Genomic DNA, 21,287 nt, shown 5'->3' with positions numbered 1-21,287 from the left:
AAAACATAAGATATGGTTTTAAATGTTTTAGCAAACTACCCGCCAAAACCGCCTCCCGCACGCCCTGGCAGCCCTGATTGCCGCTTGTCGTGCCGGAATTCTCCAGAGGAGCACATCCGCGATGACCGAACTGACCCGAGCCGATTGGGAAGCACGCGCCAGCAAGCTCAGAATCGAAGGCCGCGCCTTCATCCAGGGCGAATATGTCGAGGCTGCCAGCGGCGATACCTTCGACTGCATCAGCCCGGTCGATGGACGTTTGCTGTGCAAAGTCGCCAGCAGCGGTGAAGCGGATGCGATGCGTGCGGTTGCCTCCGCCCGTGCAACCTTCGACTCCGGCGTCTGGTCGCGACTGGCGCCGGCCGAGCGCAAGCAGGCGATGATCCGTTTCGCCGAGCTGATCGACGCCCACGCCGAGGAACTGGCCCTGCTGGAAACCCTCGACATGGGTAAGCCGATCAGCGACGCGCTGAACGTCGACCTGCCGTGCGCAGTGGATGCCATTCGCTGGAGCGCCGAGGCGATCGACAAGGTCTACGACGAAGTCGCCGCAACGCCTCATGACCAGTTGGGCCTGGTGACCCGTGAGCCGGTAGGCGTGGTCGCGGCCATCGTGCCCTGGAACTTCCCCCTGTTGATGACCTGCTGGAAGCTCGGCCCGGCGCTGGCTACCGGTAACTCGGTGGTCCTCAAGCCGTCCGAACGCTCCCCGCTGACCGCCATTCGCCTGGCCCAACTGGCTTGCGATGCCGGCATCCCGGCGGGCGTGCTGAACGTGCTGCCGGGCTTCGGCCACAGCGTGGGCAAGGCCCTGGCGCTGCACATGGACGTCGACACCCTGGCCTTTACCGGCTCCACCCGCACCGCCAAGCAACTGCTGATCAACGCTGGCGAATCCAACATGAAGCGCGTCTGGCTGGAAGCCGGCGGCAAGAGCCCGAATATCGTCTTCGCCGACGCCCCTGACTTGCAGGCCGCCGCCGAAGCCGCTGCCGCCGCCATCGCCTTCAACCAGGGCGAAGTCTGCACCGCCGGTTCACGCCTGCTGGTGGAACGCTCGATCAAGGACAAGTTCGTGCCCATGGTGGTCGAGGCGATCAAGGCCTGGAAACCGGGTAATCCGCTGGACCCGGCGACCAACGTCGGCGCCCTGGTGGACAGCCAGCATCTGGACATCGTGCTCGGCTACATCGAATCCGGCCACACCGACGGCGCCAAGCTGGTGGCTGGCGGCAAGCGCATTCTGGAAGAAACCGGCGGCACCTACGTCGAGCCGACCATCTTCGATGGCGTGGACAACGCCATGCGCATCGCCAAGGAAGAGATCTTCGGCCCGGTGCTCTCGGTCATCGCCTTCGACAGCGAAGAGGAAGCCGTCGCCATCGCCAACGACACCATCTACGGCCTGGCCGCGGCGGTGTGGACCAGCAACCTGTCCCGCGCCCATCTGGTCGGCAAGGCCCTGCGCGCTGGTAGCGTCTGGATCAACCAGTACGACGGCGGCGACATGACCGCACCCTTCGGCGGCTTCAAGCAGTCCGGCAACGGTCGCGACAAGTCGCTGCATGCGTTCGACAAGTACACCGAGCTGAAGGCCACCTGGATCAAGCTCTGACCTATGGCAGGTGGCAACCGGACGGGGAGAGGCCCGGTTGCCACCCTCAACGAAGAGACCACCGGCGGCACGCTGCCGCCCTACCACCGCTTCTTGTTCGATACCGATACAAAACCAATAAAGGAACCGACCGATGAGCAACGCAACCAGCAAGGCTGCAGCGGCTGACCGGGACGCGGAACAGTTACGCGCCCTGGGCTACACCTCCAACTTCGAACGCAGCATGAGCCTTTGGGAGAACTTCGCCCTGGGCTTCACCTACCTGTCCCCGGTGGTGGGGGTCTATACCCTGTTCGGCCTGTGCCTGGCAGCCGGCGGCCCACCGATGTTCTGGTCTTACCTTCTGGTAGGCATCGGTCAGCTGCTGGTGTGCCTGGTGTTTTGTGAAGTGGTTTCGCAGTTCCCCATTTCCGGCGGTGTCTATCCCTGGGCACGGCGCCTGGTAGGCAAGCGCTGGGCCTGGATGGTGGGCTGGATTTACTCCGTCTCGCTCTGCGTGACCATCGCTGCAGTCGCCCTGGGTGCCGGCCCCTACATCGCCACCCTGCTCGGCTTCGAGCCCACGGCTGTCACCAATACGGCGATCGCCCTTGGCCTGACCCTGATCGCTACCCTGCTGAACCTGAGCGGCACGAAGCTGCTGGCACGCGTGGCGATGTTCGGATTCATCTGCGAACTGCTGGGCGCCCTGGTGATTGGCGGCTACCTGTTGATCTTCGAGCGCCATCAGCCAATCAGCGTGCTGTTCAACACGTTCGATATCAGCATCGACGGCAGCTACTGGCCCGCGTTCCTCACCGCGTCGCTGGCCGGCATGTTCCTGTACTACGGTTTCGAAGCCTGCGGCGACGTAGCCGAGGAAACGCCGAACCCGAGCAAGCGCATCCCCAAGGCCATGCGCATGACCATCTACATCGGCGGCGGCGCTGCCATGTTCGCGGCGCTGGCGCTGATCCTCGCGGTGCCGGATATGGCCAAGGTGATTTCGGGTGAAGACAGCGACCCGATGTCCACCATCCTCAACAACGCCTTCGGCCCGCTCGGATCGCGACTGGTCATGGCGGTGATCATCGTTTCCTTCGTCTCCTGCGTACTGAGCCTGCAGGCCGCGGCAAGCCGGCTGCTGTACTCCTATGCGCGGGACGAGATGGTCATGGGCAGTTCGCTGCTCAAGCGCCTGTCGCCGAATACCCATGTCCCAGCCGCTGCCCTGGTCGTTTGCGGCCTGCTACCGGCCGCCATCGTCTGTGCCGGCTTCTTCTTGCAGAATGCCATCGCCGCCGTCGTTGCCTTCGCTGCGATCGGCATCTATCTGTCCTTCCAGATGATCGTTGGCGGTGCGCTGTTCGCCCGCTTCCGCGGCTGGCAGCCGAGCGGGCAATTCACCCTGGGCAACTGGGGCTGGATCGTCAACATCGCAGCCTTGATCTATGGCGTGCTGGCCATCGTCAACATGTCCTGGCCGCGCACCCCGGATGCGCCGTGGTACATCAACTACGGAATCGTCGTCACGGCGGCGGTGATCATTGCAATCGGCCTGCTGTACATGCTCGTGCTCAAGCCTTACGACCGTGGCCAAGCCCCTGCCGGGGACGCGTGGAAACTGTCGACGCCGACGCTGGATAGCGATCGCGAGCTGGCACGTTGAGTCAAACAGGGCGGGGCTATCATGCCCCGCCCTCCCCGCCTTCAGGCCAGCAGCGCCACCGACTTGATCTGCGCCCAGATCGACTGCCCCGGATAGAGACCCAACTGATCACGGGAAAAGCGGGTGATGCGCGCCAGCATGGGCGCTCCGTCCACATCGAGGCGCACCAGCACATGGGCCGGATTGGCGGCTGGAAACTCTTCCACCACCCGTGCCGGCAGCAAGTTGAGGATGCTACTGTCGCGCTGTTTCTCCAGGCTCAGGCTGACGTCCCGCGCCAGCACCCGGAAGCGCAGCGTACGGCCCTCAGTCACCGGAGAATGAGCGACCCGCACGCTCAGCGAGCTGCCAGGCAGCGCCAGAGTCAGAAGCTGATAGCGGGCATCGAATCCCTGCACCCGGCCTTCGATCACCACGCCCGCTTCGTCTTCCTGGGCGATAGGCAGGTCGAGGCGCGACAGGGTCTGGTCCAGTGGGCCGCTGGCCAGCACCCGGCCGTTGTCGAGCAGCACCAGGTGATCGGCCAGGCGCGCCACTTCATCAGGCGAATGGCTGACGTAGAGCACCGGAATATCCAGTTCGTCATGCAGGCGCTCCAGGTAGGGAAGAATTTCGCCCTTGCGCTTGAGATCCAGTGCCGCCAGGGGCTCATCCATCAGCAGCAGACGCGGGCTGGTGAGCAGGGCGCGGGCGATACCGACGCGCTGGCGCTCGCCACCGGAAAGGTGGCCGGGCATACGTTCCAGCAGGTGGCCGATGCCGAGCAGTTCCACCGCGTGGTCCAGTTCCACCCGGCGATCCTGCGCGGGAATGCGCCGCTGGCCGAATTCGAGGTTGCGTCGCACCGAGAGGTGCTCGAACAGGCTCGCCTCCTGGAACACATAGCCCAGCGGCCGCTTGTGGGTGGGCAGGAAGTGGCCCCGGGCGCTGTCCTGCCAGACTTCGCCATTCACTTCCAGGAAGCCTTCGGCGGCCCGTTCCAGGCCAGCGATGCAGCGCAGCAGGGTGGTCTTGCCCGAACCGGAATGGCCGAACAGGGCACTGACGCCGCGTCCCGGCAGCGCCAAATCAGCCTCCAGGACGAAGTCCGGGTGGCGCAGGTTGAAACGTGCGCGAATCTGTTGCATGGCTCAGGTCCAACCGGGTTTCAGGCGTCGGCTGGTGTTCAGTGCCAGCAGGATGAGGAAGGAGAACAGCAGCATGCCGCCGGCCAGCCAATGGGCCTGGGCGTATTCCATGGCTTCGACGTGATCGAAGATCTGCACCGAGACCACGCGGGTCTTCTCCGGGATGTTGCCGCCGATCATCAGCACCACGCCGAACTCGCCCACGGTGTGGGCAAAGCCGAGGATCGAGGCGGTGACGAAGCCCGGCTTGGCCAGAGGCAGCACCACCGAGAAGAAGGTATCCCAGGGACTGGCGCGCAAGGTCGCGGCCACTTCCAGCGGACGCTCGCCGATGGCGGTGAAGGCGTTCTGCAGGGGCTGCACCACGAAGGGCATGGAGTAGATCACCGAGCCCACCACGAGGCCGGCAAAGGTGAAGGGCAAGGTGCCGAGGCCAAGGCTCTGGGTGAACTGGCCGATGAAACCGTGGGGCCCCATGCTCACCAGCAGGTAGAAGCCGATGACCGTGGGGGGGAGAACCAGCGGCAGGGCAACCACCGCGGCCGCTGGCCCTTTCAGGCGCGAACGGGTACGTGCCAGCCACCAGGCAATGGGCGTGCCCACGACGAGCAGGAGCAAAGTGGTCAGGGTCGCCAGTTCGAGAGTCAGCCAGATGGCGGCCAGGTCGGTGCGGTCGAGAGGGAAGCTCATGGGTTGGCCGATTGATCAGTTTTCGCTGTGTGGCGAACTATATAGCGAAGCTTTGCGGCCAGCCAGAATCAGACGCTGCTCCAACCAGGCCCGGCGCGATGCAGGGCGTTGTCGGCTTCCTGCAGCAGTTGCTCCAGGTCCTGCCCTCGGCTCGACTCGGCATGGCCGATGCGCAGGGTCAGGCTCTGCTCCGCTGCACGATTGAAGGCCCCCAGGCCGGCGCGCAGGCGCTGCAAAACGGCGTGCGGTTCGCCATAGCCGGTGGTCAGCACGAGGAACTCTCCCCCACCGAGGCGCGCGATCAGGTCGTCCCGGCGGAACTGCGCCCGCAACATGCGCGCGGCTACCAGCGGCAGGTTTTCGGCGGGCCCACCGTCGTTGCTTTCCACTTGCAGGTGAAGCAGCAGGTAGGGTGTGTCGCGCTGGCGTGACGCATCGAGAGTCTCGGCGGCGTGACGCAGGAAGCCGAGGCGGTTGTGCAGGCCGGTGAGTTCATCGGTCATGGAGAAACGCTGGATGTCCTGCTCGACGCGCTCGCGTTCACAGGCTTCGTCGTAGAGCAGGCGGTTGGCAGCCACCAGATCCTGGGTGCGGGCGATGACTCGCTGTTCGAGCTCGTTGTAGAGCTGGACGTTTTCCATGGCCACCGAGGTCGAGTCCGCCAGGGCCTGGAGCAAGCCGACTTCGCGCACGCTGGCCAGGCGCGGAGTGGCCCAGTAGGTGCCAATCGCCCCCACCGGGGCCATGCTGCGGATGGGCACCATGACCAGGCTTTTGACGAAGGTCGGGCGGTAGGCGTCGTGGGGGATGCGCGGGTCCTGGTAGATGTCTTCGATCACCGCGGGCTCGCGGTTGAGCATGGCCCAGCCGCTGATGCAGGTTTCCATGGGGAAGCGCAGGCCCTTCCACAACGGCGAGATAGCGTCCTCGTCCTTGTAGAAGCAGCGATCGCCGTCGCGCAGGACGAAGGTGGCGCCATCGGCCCCCACCAACTCCCGCGCGGCACTGCGCACGATCTCGGCGATACGGTCGAGATCACGGGCCAGGGACAACTCCTGGATGGCCCGAACCAGGCATTCGAGATTGCGTTCGTAGCTGACAGCGGAACCATCCATAGACCCACGCCTCCGGACCGGGGCGAGAGCGCCCCGGATTCATATCAGCATAGAGCGTCAGTCGTTGCGAGAGGGGGACAGCAATTCGATTTTGTAGCCGTCGGGATCTTCCACGAAGGCCAGGATGCTGGTGCCGTGCTTCATCGGACCCGGCTCGCGGGTGATCTTGCCGCCACGGGCGCGAATGTCTTCGCAGGCCTTGTAGACATCGTCGACTTCCAGCGCGATGTGGCCATAGGCGTTGCCCAGCTCGTACTTGTCCACACCCCAGTTGTAGGTGAGTTCGATCACGCTGTTGTGGGCTTCGTCGCCGTAACCGACGAATGCGAGGGTGAACTGACCATCCGGGTAGTCCTTGCGGCGCAGCAGGGTCATGCCCAGCACTTCGGTGTAGAAGGCGATGGATTTGTCCAGGTCGCCGACTCGCAGCATGGTATGCAGCAGTCTCATCGTTACTTCCTCATCGATTGCCCATATTTCGTGGGCTCTGAAATGACGAACCCCGGCTTTTGGCCGGGGTCCGTAGGCTCTGCTTACAAGCTTATCAGAACAGCTTGCGGCCCTTGCCTGCGGCGATGCGCATGCGCAGGGCGTTGAGCTTGATGAAGCCAGCGGCGTCAGCCTGGTTGTAGGCGCCGGCATCGTCCTCGAAGGTGGCGATGTTGGCGTCGAACAGGGAGTCGTCGGACTTGCGGCCAACCACGATGACGTTGCCCTTGTACAGCTTCAGGCGAACTACGCCGTTCACGTTGGTCTGCGAGGCGTCGATCATCTGCTGCAGCATCAGACGCTCCGGGCTCCACCAGTAACCGGTGTAGATCAGGCTGGCGTATTTCGGCATCAGCTCGTCTTTCAGGTGCGCGACTTCGCGGTCCAGGGTGATGGACTCGATGGCACGGTGAGCACGGAGCATGATGGTGCCGCCGGGGGTCTCGTAGCAGCCGCGGGACTTCATGCCGACGTAGCGGTTCTCGACGATGTCGAGGCGGCCGATGCCGTTGATGCCGCCGACGCGGTTCAGTTCGGTGAGCACCTGGGCCGGAGTCATGTCCTTGCCGTCGATGGCGACGATGTCACCATTGCGGTAGGTCAGCTCGATGTAGGTCGGGGTATCCGGCGCTTTTTCCGGGGAAGTGGTCCACTTCCACATGTCTTCTTCGTGCTCGGTCCAGGTGTCTTCCAGCACGCCGCCCTCATAAGAGATGTGCAGCAGGTTGGCGTCCATGGAGTACGGGGACTTCTTCTTGCCGTGGCGCTCGATTGGGATGTTGTGCTTCTCGGCGTAGTCCATCAGCTTTTCGCGGGACAGCAGGTCCCACTCACGCCAGGGGGCGATCACTTTCACGCCCGGTTTCAGGGCGTAGGCGCCCAGCTCGAAGCGCACCTGGTCGTTGCCCTTGCCGGTGGCGCCGTGGGAGATGGCGTCAGCGCCGGTCTCGTTGGCGATTTCGATCAGGCGCTTGGCGATCAGCGGACGGGCGATGGAAGTACCCAACAGGTACTCGCCTTCATAGATGGTGTTGGCGCGGAACATCGGGAACACGAAGTCGCGAACGAATTCTTCGCGCAGGTCATCAATGTAGATTTCCTTGACGCCCATTGCCTGAGCCTTGGCGCGGGCCGGTTCGACCTCCTCGCCCTGGCCGAGGTCAGCGGTGAAGGTCACCACTTCGCAGTTATAGGTATCTTGCAGCCACTTGAGGATCACCGAGGTGTCCAGGCCACCGGAATAAGCCAGGACAACCTTCTTTACGTCCGCCATGCCATCAACTCCACGGGGGTTGTACGAAAAACCCGTGATTCTACTGACCCTGGCGGCCAAATTACAGTGTCGCGACAGCTTATGACGACGAGGCGACAGATTCTGTCAGTTGCGCGACGAGCGGCAGGGTCAGGACCCGGTCGGAGTCCGGGCAGCGGGAGTGGCGCCCTGGACACCCGGCGCGCTAGGCGGTGCGGCCGGCGCGGCGGCGGGAACACCAGGCTTGGCCGGAGCGGGCGACTCAGCGGGTGCAGGTGCTGGAGCAGGGGCGGCGGCTGGCGCTTCCACGGGCAGGTCGACGCGAGACAACTGAACGGTGGCGCGACGGTTCTTCGCCCGGTTGGCCGAGCTGTTGTTCGGTGCCAGCGGATAACGCTCGCCATGGAAGCGCATGACCATCTGCGCTTCGGGGAAGCCGTTGGCCTTGAAGTAGTCGTACACCGCCAGGGCGCGGCGGCGCGACAGGTCTCGGTTGGTCAGGCGGTTGCCGCTGTTGTCGGAGTGACCGTCGATTTCGATGTGATTGACGCTGGGATCAGCCTTGATGAAGTCGAGCATGATTTCCAGCTTCGCCCGCGCCATGTCGTCCAACTCCATGCCGCTGCCCGGAAAGCCGACCTGCACATGCTTGACCTGGTCGAAGTTCACCGGCAGCAGCTTGGCGGTGCAGGCCAGGTAATCCTGGTAGGCCTGATTGAACTTCACCGGCAGCAGGCGGACTTCCATGGAGTCGCCGCCCTGCAGGGTACGGTGGCGAACCAGCGGGCTGCGTCCTTCCAGCAAGCCGGTAAGCAGACGACCGGCCTGTTGCTGAGAACTGTTGAAAGGCACTTCACCGCCGCCGACACTGACCACGCCAAGGTTGATGTCTCCCCTCCCCGGCTGCCAGGGCGCCGCAGCCGCCAGCAGCGTCGCCGAGCCGGCGCCCATCCAGCGCTCGCGCGCCTTCAGGCGGAAGGTGGCCTGCTCGCCCGCCCGGCGCACGAACTCCCCCGAACCGAAGTCGGTGATGGGCTGCGATAGCCGGCATTCGAACTTATCCCCCTCGACCTTCCATTCCACTTTCTCCAGACGCGTCTGGAAGGTAATGGCCATGGCCGGCAGGCTGGCGAACAAGCTCAGGAAGACGAGATAGCGCTGGCGCACGGCGGGCTCCACGGGGAATTACGGCGTTCCTGCTGGATATCGGTGCCAAGCGGAAAAACTTGAGCGCGGTTTTACTCGTGAGGCTGTCGCCAGCTCCTGCCCTGCGTGCCCCGGAAGGGCTTTTCCGGTAGCATGTCCGCCCAGTTCTGCCCGCCTGGAAGCCCCTCATGTCCGACCGTTTGACCCTCCTGCGTCCCGACGACTGGCACATCCATCTGCGCGATGGTGCCGTCCTGGCCCATACCGTCGCCGATGCTGCCCGCACCTTCGGCCGCGCCATCATCATGCCCAACCTGGTGCCCCCGGTCCGCAATGCCGAGGAAGCCGACGCCTATCGCCAGCGCATCCTCTCTGCCCGCCCGGCCGGCAGCCGATTCGAGCCGCTGATGGTGCTCTACCTCACCGACCGCACCAGCCCGGAGGACATCCGCGCGGCCAAGGCTTCCGGTTTCGTGCACGCAGCCAAGCTCTATCCGGCTGGCGCCACCACCAACTCGGATTCCGGCGTCACCAGCGTCGACAAGATCTTCCCGGCCCTGGAAGCCATGGCCGAAGTCGGCATGCTGCTCTTGGTCCACGGTGAAGTGACCCGTGGCGAGATCGACGTGTTCGACCGCGAAAAGGTATTCATCGACGAGCACCTGACCCGTGTGGTCGAGCGCTTCCCGACTCTGAAGGTGGTGTTCGAACACATTACCACCGGCGACGCGGTGCAGTTCGTGCAGTCGGCCTCGGCCAACGTCGGCGCCACCATCACTGCCCATCACCTGCTGTACAACCGCAACCACATGCTGGTTGGCGGCATTCGACCGCACTTCTATTGCCTGCCGATCCTCAAGCGCAACGTGCACCAGGAAGCCCTGCTGGACGCCGCCACTAGCGGCAACGCCAAGTTCTTCCTCGGCACCGACTCGGCGCCCCATGCCAAGCACGCCAAGGAAGCCGCCTGCGGCTGCGCCGGCTGCTACACCGCCTACGCGGCCATCGAGCTGTACGCCGAAGCCTTCGAGCAGCGGAACGCGCTGGACAAGCTCGAGGCCTTCGCCAGCTTCCACGGGCCGGACTTCTACGGCCTGCCGCGCAACACCGACCGCATCACCCTGGTGCGCGAGGAGTGGACCGCCCCGGCCACCCTGCCGCTGGGCGAGCAGGTGGTAGTACCGCTGCGCGCCGGCGAGAAGCTGCGCTGGCGTCTGCTGGAGGAGCAAGCGTGAGCGAGGACCTCTACGACGACGAACTGGACGGCAGCCTGCCGTCCGGCCCGCGCCACCCCATGGCGGCGCGCTTCCGTGGCTACCTGCCGGTTGTGGTGGACGTGGAGACTGGCGGTTTCAACGCCGCCACCGACGCCCTGCTGGAAATCGCGGCGACCACCATCGCCATGGATGAACAGGGCTTCCTCTATCCGGACCACACCCACTTCTTCCGCATCGAGCCGTTCGAGGGTGCCAACATCGAACAGGCGGCGCTGGAGTTCACCGGGATCAAGCTGGACCATCCGCTGCGCATGGCGGTGAGCGAGGAGCACGCGCTGACGGAAATCTTCCGCGGCCTGCGCAAGTCGATCAAAGCCAACGGCTGCAAGCGCGCCATCCTGGTCGGCCACAACTCCAGCTTCGACCTCGGCTTCCTCAATGCGGCGGTGAACCGGACGGCCCTCAAGCGCAATCCGTTCCACCCCTTCTCCAGCTTCGACACCGCGACCCTGGCTGGCCTCGCCTACGGGCAGACCGTGCTGGCCAAGGCCTGCCAGGCCGCTGGCATCGAGTTCGACGGCCGCGAGGCGCACTCGGCGCGTTACGACACCGAGAAGACCGCCGAGCTGTTCTGCGGCATCGTCAACCGCTGGAAGGAAATGGGCGGCTGGATCGACGACGAGGACTGACCTCGGCATCCAGTTGTAGGAGCGAGCTTGCTCGCGAAGCTTCGCCAGCAAGCTGGCTCCTACCAACACCCAGACATGAAAAAGCCCGGCATTTGCCGGGCTTTTTCTTTAGCTGGAAACGCTTACAGAGAAGAGGCGTTTTCGGACAGATACTGGGCGACACCTTCCGGAGAAGCGGTCATGCCCTTGTCGCCTTTCTTCCAGTTGGCCGGGCAAACTTCGCCGTGCTCTTCGGTGAATTGCAGGGCGTCGACCAGACGCAGCAGCTCGTCCATGTTACGGCCCAGCGGCAGGTCGTTGACGATCTGGGAACGCACAACGCCGTTCTTGTCGATCAGGAAAGCGCCACGGTAAGCAACACCGTCTTCGGACTCTACGTCGTAGGCTTTGGCGATTTCGTGCTTCATGTCGGCAGCCAGGGTGTACTTGACCGGGCCAATGCCGCCCTTGTCCACCGGGGTGTTACGCCAGGCGTTGTGGGTGAAGTGGGAGTCGATCGATACGCCGATCACTTCCACGCCGCGAGCCTTGAATTCGGGGATGCGGTGGTCCAGGGCGATCAGCTCGGACGGGCACACGAAGGTGAAGTCCAGCGGGTAGAAGAACACCAGACCGTATTTGCCTTTGATGGCCGAGGACAGGTTGAAGCTGTCAACGATTTCGCCATTGCCCAGAACGGCGGCAACGGTGAAGTCCGGAGCCTGCTTGCCTACGAGTACGCTCATTGAATGTCTCCTGAGTTGTCATGAGTAATCAGTGGGGCCGGGGGTCACAGCCTGGCCAACCAATGTGGCGGCGCCATGACACCCGCTTCCAAAAGGACGGGCAATAATACACTCGGCAGGTAGCCCCGCCCACCGCTTTCGACTAGCGGGTCAATGTCGGCGAAACACCGTCCGGGAACGCGGGAAGGCCTCTGGTCCGGGCCTTTCAAGCATATCTTTGACAATCATTCTCATTACTATTAGTATCCCCTCCATCCAACCACTCCCCTGAGTTCTGAGTGCTATGTACGTCTGTCTCTGTCTAGGTGTCACTGACGGTCAAATTCGCGAAGCCATCTATGAAGGCTGCTGCAGCTATCGCGAAGTACGAAACACACTGGAAGTGGGCACCCAATGCGGCAAGTGCGCGTGCCTGGCCAAGCAGGTGGTCAAGGAGACCCTCGCCGAGGTGCAGAGCAGCCAGACAGCCCTCGCCTACCCCGCGGCCTACGCCATCGCCTGACCATTCGGCGGAAACACAGGAAACCGGACCTCAGCGTCCGGTTTTTTTGTGCCTGTTTTTCAACTATTTAGAGTTCAAATGTAGAAGTTAAACATTCTTATTAATATTCAAATTCATTTGAAATTCAATAGCTTAGATTTGACACACTTAGCTGCCAGGCTCAGAATTCATAAATCTCCCACCTACGGCAGGACTCCACATGAAAGGCGACAAGAAAGTCATTCAGCATCTCAACAAGATCCTCGGCAACGAACTTGTTGCGATCAACCAGTACTTCCTGCACGCCCGCATGTATGAAGATTGGGGCCTGAAGAAACTGGGCGAACACGAATACCACGAGTCCATCGACGAGATGAAGCATGCGGACAAGCTGATCAAGCGCATCCTCTTCCTCGAAGGCCTCCCGAATCTGCAGGACCTTGGCAAGCTGATGATCGGCGAGAACACCAAGGAAATGCTGTCCAGCGACCTGAAGCTGGAGCAGCAGGCTATACCGGACCTGAAGACCGCCATTGCCTACTGCGAAAGCGTGGGTGACTACGGCAGCCGCGAACTGCTGGAAGAGATCCTCGAGTCCGAGGAAGAGCACATCGACTGGCTGGAAACCCAACTGGGCCTGATCGATAAGGTTGGCCTGGAAAACTACCTGCAGTCGCAGATGGACGAGTAATCCAGCGTGATTAAAAAAGCCCCGCAATTGCGGGGCTTTTTATTTGCCTTTGAAATAATGGAAAACGGGAATATTTCCAATTGGCAAATGGCAGCGGGAAATAAGACAGAACTTCCCGAACTGAACTTACGCCCACTATCCGTGACCCAACTTCCTTGACCGGTACGCCGTACATTTCCCCCAGGTTCCGGAATGCTGTTTGCCAGGCAGCAATGAAAAAGCCCCGCACTTGGCGGGGCTTTTTCATTGAATGACGGATCAGGCGCTGGCCTTGCTCACGGCATCCTTGACCAGGGTCTGCAGCTCACCCTTTTCGAACATCTCGGTGATGATGTCGCTACCACCAACCAGTTCACCGGCTACCCACAGCTGCGGGAAGGTCGGCCAGTTGGCGTATTTCGGCAGGTTGGCGCGGATTTCCGGGTTCTGCAGGATGTCCACGTAGGCGAACTTTTCGCCGCAAGCCATGAGGACTTGCGCGGCGCGGGCCGAGAAGCCGCACTGCGGAGCGTTCGGCGAGCCTTTCATGTACAGCAGGACAGTGTTGTTGGCGATCTGCTCTTTGATGGTTTCGATGATATCCATTGGGCACCTCGGCTGAACTTTCCGACTGGTGAGTCGGCAGGATGGCGGCATTGTAACGGAAAGCCGAGCGGTGCGCTCGGACTCTCCATGCCTTCAGGCGGCCACCACTTCCACGGGAACGCCATTGAGTGCCGCGTTGCCGGAAACCGCGTCCAGATGGCGCTCGTCAGTGAGGTCGTTGGCGCTGGCGCCGGGCTGCTCGCTGGCGATGCCCATGCGAACCCCGGGACGTGCGTGACCCCAGCCGTGGGGCAGGCTGACCACACCGGGCATCATGTCGTCGCTGGCGCCGACCTCCACCTCGATCACGCCCACCCGCGAACGCACCTTGACCCGCTGGCCATCCACCAGCCCGCGAGCCTCCAGGTCGTTCGGGTGCATCAGCAACTGATGACGCGGCTTGCCCTTCACCAGTCGGTGGTAGTTGTGCATCCAGGAGTTGTTGCTGCGTACGTGACGGCGGCCGATCAGCATCAGTTGTCCCTCCCGGAGTACAGGCTGCGCAGCAAAGCGGTCGAGGTCGCCCAGCAGGATCGCGGGGGCAGCCTCCACCTTGCCGCTGGCCGTCTTCAGGCGTCCGGCCAGATTGGGTTTCAGCGCTCCCAGATCGATGCCATGGGGATGTTCCCGCAGGCGCGCCACGGACAGCTTGTGTTCGGAACGGTCGCCATAGGGGCCGGCGCGCAGTCCAAGGTCGATCATCTGTTCAGGCGCCAGGGTAGGTTTGAGCTCGATACCGGTACGGGCGGCAAAGGCCTTGGCCAGGCCGACGAAGATTTCCCAGTCGTGCTTTGCTCCGGCCGGCCGGGCCAGCACGGCCTCGTTGAAGCGGGTGACGTTGCGCACGGCGAAGAGGTTGAAGGTGGTGTCGTAGTGCTCGTGCTCCAGCGGCGCGGTGGGCGGCAGGATCAGGTCAGCGTAACGGGTCGTCTCGTTGATATAGAGGTCGATGCTGAGCATGAATTCCAGGCCGTCCAGTGCTTGTTCCAGCTGGCGGCCATTGGGCGTGGACAGCACCGGGTTGCCGGCGACCGTCACCAGCGCCCTCACCTGCCCTTCGCCGGGCGTGAGCATCTCTTCGGCCAGCGCCGCCACCGGCAGTTCGCCGCCGTACTCGGGGAGGCCGGATACACGGCTCTGCCAGCGATTGAAATGCCCGCCAGAGGTCGCGGACACCAGATCCACCGCCGGCTCGGTGCAGAGCACACCACCGACCCGGTCCAGGTTGCCCGTGACCAGGTTGATGAGCTGGATCAGCCATTGGCAGAGACTGCCGAAGGCCTGGGTGGAAACACCCATGCGGCCATAGCAAACCGCACTCTCGGTCGCAGCGAATTCCCGCGCCAGCTGGCGAATCTGCTCTGACGGGATGCCGCAGCGCTGGCTCATGGCTTCGGGTGTGAAATGGGCGATGGCCGCCCTAACCTGCTCCAGCCCCTCTACCTGGAGGTGAGTCGCGCGCCCCAATCCTTCCTCGAACAGGGTGTTGAGCAGGCCGAACAACAGTGCCGCATCCTGCCCCGGACGCACGAACAGGTGCTGGTCCGCCATGGCTGCGGTTTCGCTGCGTCGCGGGTCTACAACCACCAGCTTGCCGCCCCGGACCTGCAGGGCCTTCAGGCGCTTTTCCACATCCGGCACGGTCATGATGCTGCCGTTGGAGGCCAGCGGGTTGCCGCCGAGGATCAGCATGAAGCGGGTCTGGTCGATGTCGGGAATCGGGATCAGCAGGCCGTGGCCATACATCTGCTGGCTGATCAGGTGATGGGGCAACTGGTCCACCGAGGTGGCGGAGAAGCGCCCGCGGGTTTTGAGCAGGCCGAGGAAGTAGTTGCTGTGGGTCATCAACCCATAGTTGTGCACGCTCGGGTTGCCCTGATACACGGCCACTGCGTTATTGCCATGGCGCGCCTGGATATCGGCCAGGCGCTCGGCAACCAGGGCAAAGGCTTCATCCCATTCAATGGGTAGCCATTCGTTGCCGGCGCGGCGCATGGGCTGGCGAATGCGGTCCGGGTCGTTCTGGATGTCCTGCAGGGCCACGGCCTTGGGGCAGATATGGCCGCGACTGAAGCTGTCCTGCGCGTCGCCCTTGATGGACAGGATGCGGCGACTGCCATCTTCCTGGTCTTCGGTCTCGATGGTCAGGCCGCAGATGGCCTCGCAAAGATGGCACGCACGGTGATGGAGGGTCTTGGTCATTGCCTGGCCTCATGTTCTTGTTCGAGACGACCGGTCGGGTCGCAAGGAGAAGACTATGGAGCCAGATTGGCCGATCGGCCAGCAGCGTCAGCGCCATGAATCGGCAGGCATCAGGCCTGCCGATTCGCCAACGCGGTCAGCGGATGGACTTGATGGTGCCCTTGTTGCCGGTCACCTTGGCGGTCACCTTCTTGAACACCATGTAGTCCTGCACGGTCAGCTCGTAGCGAGGCGCCACGATCAGGTCGGCGCCGGATTCCTTGACGGCCTTGTAAGCAGCAGCGGACTTCACTGCGGAGATGGGATCGGGACCGAAGGGCAGACCACCGCCAGTGTCGCCACCATAGGCAACGCCATCCGCGAACTGGGAGTCTCCGCCGAACTGCAGGAAGTTGAACAGGATGTTCACTTCGGACTGTCCGCTGATCTGCTCACCCACGGCGACGTCGGCCTTGAGATCAGTTTTCACGCTGCCATTCAGCGGCGAACTCGGCTGGCTGACGTTGTAGCTGCTGCAACCCGTCAGAGCAGCGAGGGCAGCGGGAACGAGGAACTTCTTCATTGGAATCTCCATGGATCGTTGAAAGTCTGAGCGGCTCCGCAGGTTTTCCATATGCGGGAGCCATCCCCGGAACCACTCGATTCCGGGGACGCGCAAACCTATCAATCGACGGCTTGGAGCATCAGTTCATGCATTCCTAAAGGGCTCTCAGATACTTTCCCGCCGGTTCCGCCCCGAATTACCTCAGGACGTAGGCTCAACCAGGCAAACCCGATTGCGCCCACCGCTCTTGGCGCGATAGAGGGCGGTGTCGGCCCATTCCAGAAGTTGCTCGGGATGGTCGTCGGGACTGGGCACCAGACTGTGTGCGCCCACGCTCACCGTCACCACGCCGGTGGGGTTGTCGGAATGGGCCAGCCCCCGCTCGTAGACCGCCTGGAGAATCCGCTCCGCCACCAACCGCGCGCCGGCCAGGTCGGTGTGTGGCAACAGCACCGCGAACTCTTCACCGCCGTAACGCGCCACCGTATCGCCGGCGCGCACCTTGAAGCGACGCAGCACATCGCTCACTGCCTTCAGGCAGACATCGCCGGCCTGGTGGCCGTAGCGGTCGTTGTAGGCCTTGAAGTAGTCGACGTCGATCATCACCAGCGCCAGGGGTGAACCTACTGTGGCGGCGCGGTGGAACTCGACCTGCAGGGCCTGATCGAACTGCCGGCGATTGGCGATGCCGGTCAGGCTGTCGCGGTTGGCCAGGTGGAACAGTTCGCGGTTCTCCTGCGCGATGCTCTGGGCGACAGCCATGCGTTTGCGCATCCGCGCCACCAGTCCTCCGCCGACGACGATCAACGCCAGTACCAGAACCGCGACCAGGCTGCCGACCATCGCCGCCTTGCGTCCCCATTCGGCCAGCACTTCCTGGCGGGACATGGACACGGCCGTTACCAGCGGGAAATGGTCCAGGGCACGGTAGGCATAGACCCGGTCCACCCCGTCGAGCGTTGAAATGCTCCCCCCGACACCCACGGGCGAGCGCTTGAGGTCGTACTGGAACATGTAGCTGCCGGCCATGCTCTCTCCAGTACCCCCGACATCCTCCGGCCGCCTATAGATGATGGTGCCGTCGTTCATGGTGATGAGGATGCTGCCTTGCGCTCCGATGTCGAAGTGCTTGTAGAACTCGCGGAAGTGATCGATGCGGATGCTCGCCAGCACGACGCCGGCGAATCGACCTTCCTTGTCATTGAAACGGCGTGAAACCGGCAGTATCCACTCGCCGGTAGAACGACTGCGGAGCGGACTGCTCACCTCCGTGTCACGGCTCACCGAATGGCGGTGATGCTGGAAATAGGTGCGATCCGCATTGTTCGCGTCCACCGTGGGCGGCGGGTTGGTGTAGTGGAGCCAGCGTCCTTCGGCGTCGTAGACGAACACCCCGGCCAGCTGCGGGGCACGCTGCTTGAAGGTCAGCAGCAACTGGTCGATGGCATCCGCACTGGTCTCGCCCCGCTCCAGCAGGTTCACCAGGGCGCTGAGGACGATATCGGCTTCCTTTATGGACTCCTGGGCATGCTGGGCGATGGAGTACGCCAGGTTGGCGTTGGCCTTGTCCGCCTCCCGCAGATAGAGCTGCTTGGAATCCAGGACCTGCGCCAGGTTAACCAGAATGGCGCCCAAACCGGCCACCAGCAGCAAGGCGTAGGCCAGCCACAGGGAACGTCGAGTTCCCGGATTGCCCTGAACGGGTTCCGGACCGGTTCCGGCCATCCGCATACTCCTCGCTGCCTGCGTGTGGACACACCTTAGACAAGCGCCCTGGTCGAAACAATCTGGAGCGATGGGTGATTGCCGCCACCCCCGAGGTCGTTGTACAACCTCCGCCCCGGCGCGAATGGCGAGCTAGAGCGGCCTTTCCGATAGCACCGGAGTGCCCCGGCCAGTGCCGCCCCGTCAGGCGCATAGCCACGAACGACGCGGCCTCCAGCGCATATTGGAAAAGCGCGACATTTCCTTATAAGATCGCGCCTTCCCCCTAAATCGTCGCCACGTGCGGCTTTGACCGCCCGTCCCGCCTGCTTTGTTCCCGCAACACCCGGCCAGGACATGCGGCCAGTGACAAAAGAAGAAAGGTAGTAACCATGAGCGCTAGGCATTTTCTCTCCCTGATGGACTGCACTCCCCAGGAGCTGAACAGCCTGATCCGTCGAGGCACCGAGCTGAAGGATCTGCGCAACCGAGGCGTGCGTTACGAACCTCTGAAAAGTCGCGTGCTGGGCATGATCTTCGAGAAGGCCTCCACCCGTACCCGCCTCTCCTTCGAGGCCGGCATGATCCAGCTCGGCGGCCAGGCTATCTTCCTGTCCCCGCGCGACACCCAGCTCGGCCGTGGAGAGCCCATCAGCGATAGCGCCATCGTCATGTCGCGCATGCTCGATGCGGTGATGATCCGCACCTTCGCCCACAGCACGCTGACCGAGTTCGCCGCCCACTCCCGTGTGCCGGTGATCAACGGCCTGTCCGATGACCTGCACCCCTGCCAGCTGCTGGCCGACATGCAGACCTTCCTCGAGCACCGCGGCAGCATCCAGGGCAAGACCGTGGCCTGGATCGGCGACGGCAACAACATGTGCAACACCTATATAGAGGCGGCCATGCAGTTCGACTTCCAGCTGCGCGTCGCCTGCCCCGAAGGCTACGAACCCAATCCTGTGTTCCTCGCCCAGGCCGGCGACCGCGTCAAGGTCGTGCGTGACCCGCGCGAAGCCGTGGCCGGCGCCCACCTGGTCAGCACCGACGTCTGGACCTCCATGGGCCAGGAAGAAGAAACCGCCAAGCGCCTGGCGCTGTTCGCCCCCTACCAGGTGAACAAGGCGCTCCTCGACCTGGCCGCGGAGGACGTGATATTCATGCACTGCCTGCCGGCCCACCGCGGCGAAGAGATCAGCGTCGACCTGCTCGACGACCCCCGTTCGGTGGCCTGGGACCAGGCGGAAAACCGTCTCCATGCCCAAAAGGCCCTGCTCGAACTGCTGGTAGAACACGCCCATCACGCATGAATCGCGAAATGCTCCTCAACCTGCGCAACCTCACTTGCGGTTACCACGACCAGCAGGTTGTGCGGGGTCTGAACCTTCATCTGAATGCCGGTGACATCGGCTGCCTGCTCGGCCCCTCGGGCTGCGGCAAGACCACCACGCTGCGCGCCATCGCCGGTTTCGAGCCGGTGCTGGAGGGCGAGATCGAGCTGGCCGGCGACATCATCTCCCGCGCCGGATTCACTCTCGCGCCGGAGAAGCGTCACATCGGCATGGTGTTCCAGGATTACGCCCTGTTCCCGCACCTGACCGTGGCCGAGAACGTCGCCTTCGGTATCCGCAAGGAACCCGGCTTCGAAGGCAAGGTTGGCGAACTGCTGGAGTTGGTGAAGCTGGGCCACCTGGCCAAGCGTTATCCCCACGAGCTGTCCGGCGGCCAGCAGCAACGCGTATCGCTTGCCCGTGCACTGGCGCCCGAGCCGCGCCTGCTACTGCTCGACGAACCCTTCTCCAACCTCGATGGCGAACTGCGCCGCCGCCTGAGCCAGGAAGTCCGCGAGATCCTAAAGGCTCGCGGCACCAGCGCCATCCTGGTGACCCACGACCAGGAAGAGGCCTTCGCGGTCAGCGACCATGTCGGCGTGTTCAGGGACGGCCTGCTGGAGCAGTGGGATACGCCCTACAACCTCTATCACGAGCCCCTGACCCCCTTCGTCGCCAGCTTCGTCGGCCAGGGCTATTTCATCCGTGGCCAGCTGATTTCGGCCGATTCGGTGAACACCGAACTGGGCACCATCCGCGGCAACCGCGCCTACACCTGGCCGCAGGGATCGGCGGTGGACGTGCTGCTGCGCCCGGATGACATCGTGCATGCGCCGGAAAGTGACCTGCGCGCCAAGGTGATCGGCAAGACCTTCCTCGGCGCCGCGACTCTTTACCGCCTGCAGCTGGCCACTGGCAGCCAGCTGGAGTCGATCTTCCCCAGCCATGCCGACCACCAGCCCGGACAGGAAGTCGGCATCCGCATCGCCGCCGATCACCTGGTGGTGTTTCCGGCCCAGGGCAGCGTCGCCGCCCACTTCACGCCCCAGGATTCCGGCGTACGCCGCATCAGCGGCGCACTCTGAAACATCCACGTTCGTAGAAGGTGGTGCTCTGACCGAAAGCCAATCAGAGCTTTTCGATCGCTTCGCGCCCTATATCCAAAGCCTGCCGCTGGCCACCAGCACCGAATGCCCTGCGATGCTCACCCGATCACCGTCGAGTCGGCACCAGAGATCGCCACTGCGCGCGGAGCACTGTTCGGCGCGTAGCACGCGCTTGCCGAGGCGATTCGCCCAGTAGGGAATCAGCGCGCAGTGGGCTGCGCCGGTTACGGGGTCTTCATCAATACCGATCACCGGGGCAAAGAAGCGCGAGACGAAGTCATGCTTCATCCCCGGCGCAGTGACGATCACCCCCGACCAGGGCAGTTTCGCCAGAGCCTTGAAGTCCGGCGCGCATTCGCGCACGGCCTGCTCCGAATCCAGCACCGCCAGCAAGAAGTTGGCCCCCAGGGCATCCACCGGGGCAACGCCGAGTGCATGCTCCAGTTCCAGAGTCACACCCACCTCCTGGGGAACCTGGGCGGGGAAATCCAGGGCCAGACGCCCCTCCTCCTCACGGCTCACCCGCAACTCGCCGGACTTGCTCATGAACTCCAGGCGGTCGCCCGGTTCCTGATAAAGCTCGAACAGCACGTGGGCGCTGGCCAAAGTGGCATGGCCACACAGCGGCACCTCGGCCTTGGGAGTGAACCAGCGGATGTGCCAGGCACTGCCCTCCTTCACCAGGAAAGCGGTCTCCGACAGATTGTGTTCGGCGGCGATGCGTTGCATCAGCTGGTCATCGAGCCAGGCGTCGAGGCGATAGACCACCGCCGGGTTGCCACCGAATGGGCGTTGGGTGAAGGCGTCGACCTGATGGAATTCCAGCTGCATCACAAGCTCCTTTTTGAAGCGGGGTGGGAAAAACCAGCTTGCCAGCCATCAGCGTCCCGCGCGCCGTACAGCGGCCAGCTTTTATCGGGGGTACAGCAA

Annotated in this window: 21 protein-coding genes; 9 read left to right on the top strand and 12 right to left on the bottom strand. The window is 63.3% G+C overall.

The features are described from left to right. Positions 1 to 121 precede the first annotated feature (121 nt). Positions 122 to 1,615 (top strand): aldehyde dehydrogenase, encoded by a 1,494-nt coding sequence (locus E8F06_RS06095; protein WP_280365228.1) that lies wholly within the window; start codon positions 122 to 124, stop codon positions 1,613 to 1,615. A gap of 133 nt (positions 1,616 to 1,748) precedes the next feature. After that, complete coding sequence (locus E8F06_RS06090) at positions 1,749 to 3,263, top strand: amino acid permease (RefSeq protein ID WP_280365225.1); 1,515 nt, start codon at positions 1,749 to 1,751, stop codon at positions 3,261 to 3,263. Between the two features lie 41 nt (positions 3,264 to 3,304). Here E8F06_RS06090 and modC read toward each other — a convergent pair whose 3' ends face one another. From modC to E8F06_RS06060, 6 genes are all read right to left on the bottom strand, one after another. Continuing rightward, on the bottom strand, positions 3,305 to 4,390 hold the full coding sequence (modC, locus tag E8F06_RS06085) for a molybdenum ABC transporter ATP-binding protein (RefSeq protein WP_280365222.1): 1,086 nt from the start codon (positions 4,388 to 4,390) through the stop codon (positions 3,305 to 3,307). Positions 4,391 to 4,393: 3 nt separating this feature from the next. After that, on the bottom strand, positions 4,394 to 5,080 hold the full coding sequence (gene modB, locus E8F06_RS06080; protein WP_280365219.1) for a molybdate ABC transporter permease subunit: 687 nt from the start codon (positions 5,078 to 5,080) through the stop codon (positions 4,394 to 4,396). Between the two features lie 68 nt (positions 5,081 to 5,148). Next, positions 5,149 to 6,195 (bottom strand): sensor domain-containing diguanylate cyclase, encoded by a 1,047-nt coding sequence (locus tag E8F06_RS06075; protein WP_280365216.1) that lies wholly within the window; start codon positions 6,193 to 6,195, stop codon positions 5,149 to 5,151. A gap of 57 nt (positions 6,196 to 6,252) precedes the next feature. Then, positions 6,253 to 6,645, bottom strand: coding sequence for a lactoylglutathione lyase (gene gloA, locus E8F06_RS06070; protein ID WP_190834359.1), 393 nt, complete (start codon positions 6,643 to 6,645; stop codon positions 6,253 to 6,255). 94 nt (positions 6,646 to 6,739) lie between these two features. Then, positions 6,740 to 7,957 carry an argininosuccinate synthase gene (locus E8F06_RS06065; RefSeq protein WP_280365211.1) on the bottom strand — a complete coding sequence of 406 codons (1,218 nt, stop codon included), beginning with the start codon at positions 7,955 to 7,957 and terminating at the stop codon, positions 6,740 to 6,742. A gap of 129 nt (positions 7,958 to 8,086) precedes the next feature. Then, a complete protein-coding gene (locus E8F06_RS06060) occupies positions 8,087 to 9,103 on the bottom strand; it encodes an OmpA family protein (protein ID WP_280365209.1) in 1,017 nt (338 codons plus the stop codon). Positions 9,104 to 9,270: 167 nt separating this feature from the next. Between E8F06_RS06060 and pyrC the strand changes: the two genes are divergently transcribed. Further along, on the top strand, positions 9,271 to 10,317 hold the full coding sequence (pyrC, locus tag E8F06_RS06055) for a dihydroorotase (protein WP_280365206.1): 1,047 nt from the start codon (positions 9,271 to 9,273) through the stop codon (positions 10,315 to 10,317). Next, the gene (gene rnt, locus E8F06_RS06050) at positions 10,314 to 10,988 is read left to right on the top strand and encodes a ribonuclease T (RefSeq protein ID WP_280348939.1); all 675 of its coding nucleotides are present in this window, start codon (positions 10,314 to 10,316) and stop codon (positions 10,986 to 10,988) included. The genes pyrC and rnt overlap by 4 nt, the downstream gene beginning before the upstream one ends. 122 nt (positions 10,989 to 11,110) lie before the next feature. Here the strand turns inward: rnt and E8F06_RS06045 are convergent, their stop codons facing one another. After that, the gene (locus tag E8F06_RS06045) at positions 11,111 to 11,713 is read right to left on the bottom strand and encodes a peroxiredoxin C (protein ID WP_280365204.1); all 603 of its coding nucleotides are present in this window, start codon (positions 11,711 to 11,713) and stop codon (positions 11,111 to 11,113) included. 283 nt (positions 11,714 to 11,996) lie between these two features. Here E8F06_RS06045 and E8F06_RS06040 point away from each other — a divergent pair, with 283 nt between their 5' ends. The 3 genes from E8F06_RS06040 to E8F06_RS06030 all read left to right on the top strand — a co-directional run bounded on the left by E8F06_RS06040 (position 11,997) and on the right by E8F06_RS06030 (position 13,044). Continuing rightward, positions 11,997 to 12,215 (top strand): bacterioferritin-associated ferredoxin, encoded by a 219-nt coding sequence (locus E8F06_RS06040; RefSeq protein ID WP_280365202.1) that lies wholly within the window; start codon positions 11,997 to 11,999, stop codon positions 12,213 to 12,215. A gap of 199 nt (positions 12,216 to 12,414) precedes the next feature. Further along, positions 12,415 to 12,885, top strand: a complete 471-nt coding sequence (gene bfr, locus E8F06_RS06035) for a bacterioferritin (protein WP_280365201.1) — start codon at positions 12,415 to 12,417, stop codon at positions 12,883 to 12,885. A 6-nt stretch (positions 12,886 to 12,891) separates the two neighbouring features. Further along, entirely contained in the window at positions 12,892 to 13,044 is a 153-nt protein-coding gene (locus E8F06_RS06030) for a hypothetical protein (RefSeq protein WP_280365199.1), read from the top strand. Positions 13,045 to 13,143: 99 nt separating this feature from the next. Here the strand turns inward: E8F06_RS06030 and grxD are convergent, their stop codons facing one another. The 4 genes from grxD to E8F06_RS06010 form a co-directional block, all read right to left on the bottom strand. Then, positions 13,144 to 13,470, bottom strand: a complete 327-nt coding sequence (gene grxD, locus E8F06_RS06025; RefSeq protein WP_280365197.1) for a Grx4 family monothiol glutaredoxin — start codon at positions 13,468 to 13,470, stop codon at positions 13,144 to 13,146. Positions 13,471 to 13,563: 93 nt separating this feature from the next. Continuing rightward, entirely contained in the window at positions 13,564 to 15,672 is a 2,109-nt protein-coding gene (locus tag E8F06_RS06020; protein WP_280365195.1) for a molybdopterin oxidoreductase family protein, read from the bottom strand. 136 nt (positions 15,673 to 15,808) lie between these two features. Beyond that, complete coding sequence (locus tag E8F06_RS06015; protein WP_280365192.1) at positions 15,809 to 16,234, bottom strand: hypothetical protein; 426 nt, start codon at positions 16,232 to 16,234, stop codon at positions 15,809 to 15,811. A gap of 183 nt (positions 16,235 to 16,417) precedes the next feature. After that, positions 16,418 to 17,941: a sensor domain-containing diguanylate cyclase gene (locus E8F06_RS06010; RefSeq protein WP_280365191.1), complete on the bottom strand. Its 1,524-nt coding sequence runs from the start codon at positions 17,939 to 17,941 to the stop codon at positions 16,418 to 16,420. Between the two features lie 371 nt (positions 17,942 to 18,312). Here E8F06_RS06010 and argF point away from each other — a divergent pair, with 371 nt between their 5' ends. Together argF and E8F06_RS06000 are read left to right on the top strand one after the other, a co-directional pair. Further along, entirely contained in the window at positions 18,313 to 19,230 is a 918-nt protein-coding gene (gene argF, locus E8F06_RS06005; protein WP_280365189.1) for an ornithine carbamoyltransferase, read from the top strand. Next, positions 19,227 to 20,336 (top strand): ABC transporter ATP-binding protein, encoded by a 1,110-nt coding sequence (locus tag E8F06_RS06000; RefSeq protein ID WP_280365187.1) that lies wholly within the window; start codon positions 19,227 to 19,229, stop codon positions 20,334 to 20,336. Before argF ends, E8F06_RS06000 begins: the two co-directional genes overlap by 4 nt. 69 nt (positions 20,337 to 20,405) lie before the next feature. Here E8F06_RS06000 and E8F06_RS05995 read toward each other — a convergent pair whose 3' ends face one another. Further along, complete coding sequence (locus tag E8F06_RS05995; RefSeq protein ID WP_280365185.1) at positions 20,406 to 21,188, bottom strand: PhzF family phenazine biosynthesis protein; 783 nt, start codon at positions 21,186 to 21,188, stop codon at positions 20,406 to 20,408. Between the last annotated feature and the right edge of the window lie 99 nt (positions 21,189 to 21,287).

Origin of the sequence: Pseudomonas sp. BN411 (assembly GCF_029871235.1) — a bacterium.
In the GTDB taxonomy this organism is placed as follows: domain Bacteria; phylum Pseudomonadota; class Gammaproteobacteria; order Pseudomonadales; family Pseudomonadaceae; genus Metapseudomonas.
The sequence above is the reverse complement of the archived record's forward strand: the minus strand, read 5'-3'. Positions and strand labels throughout refer to the sequence as shown.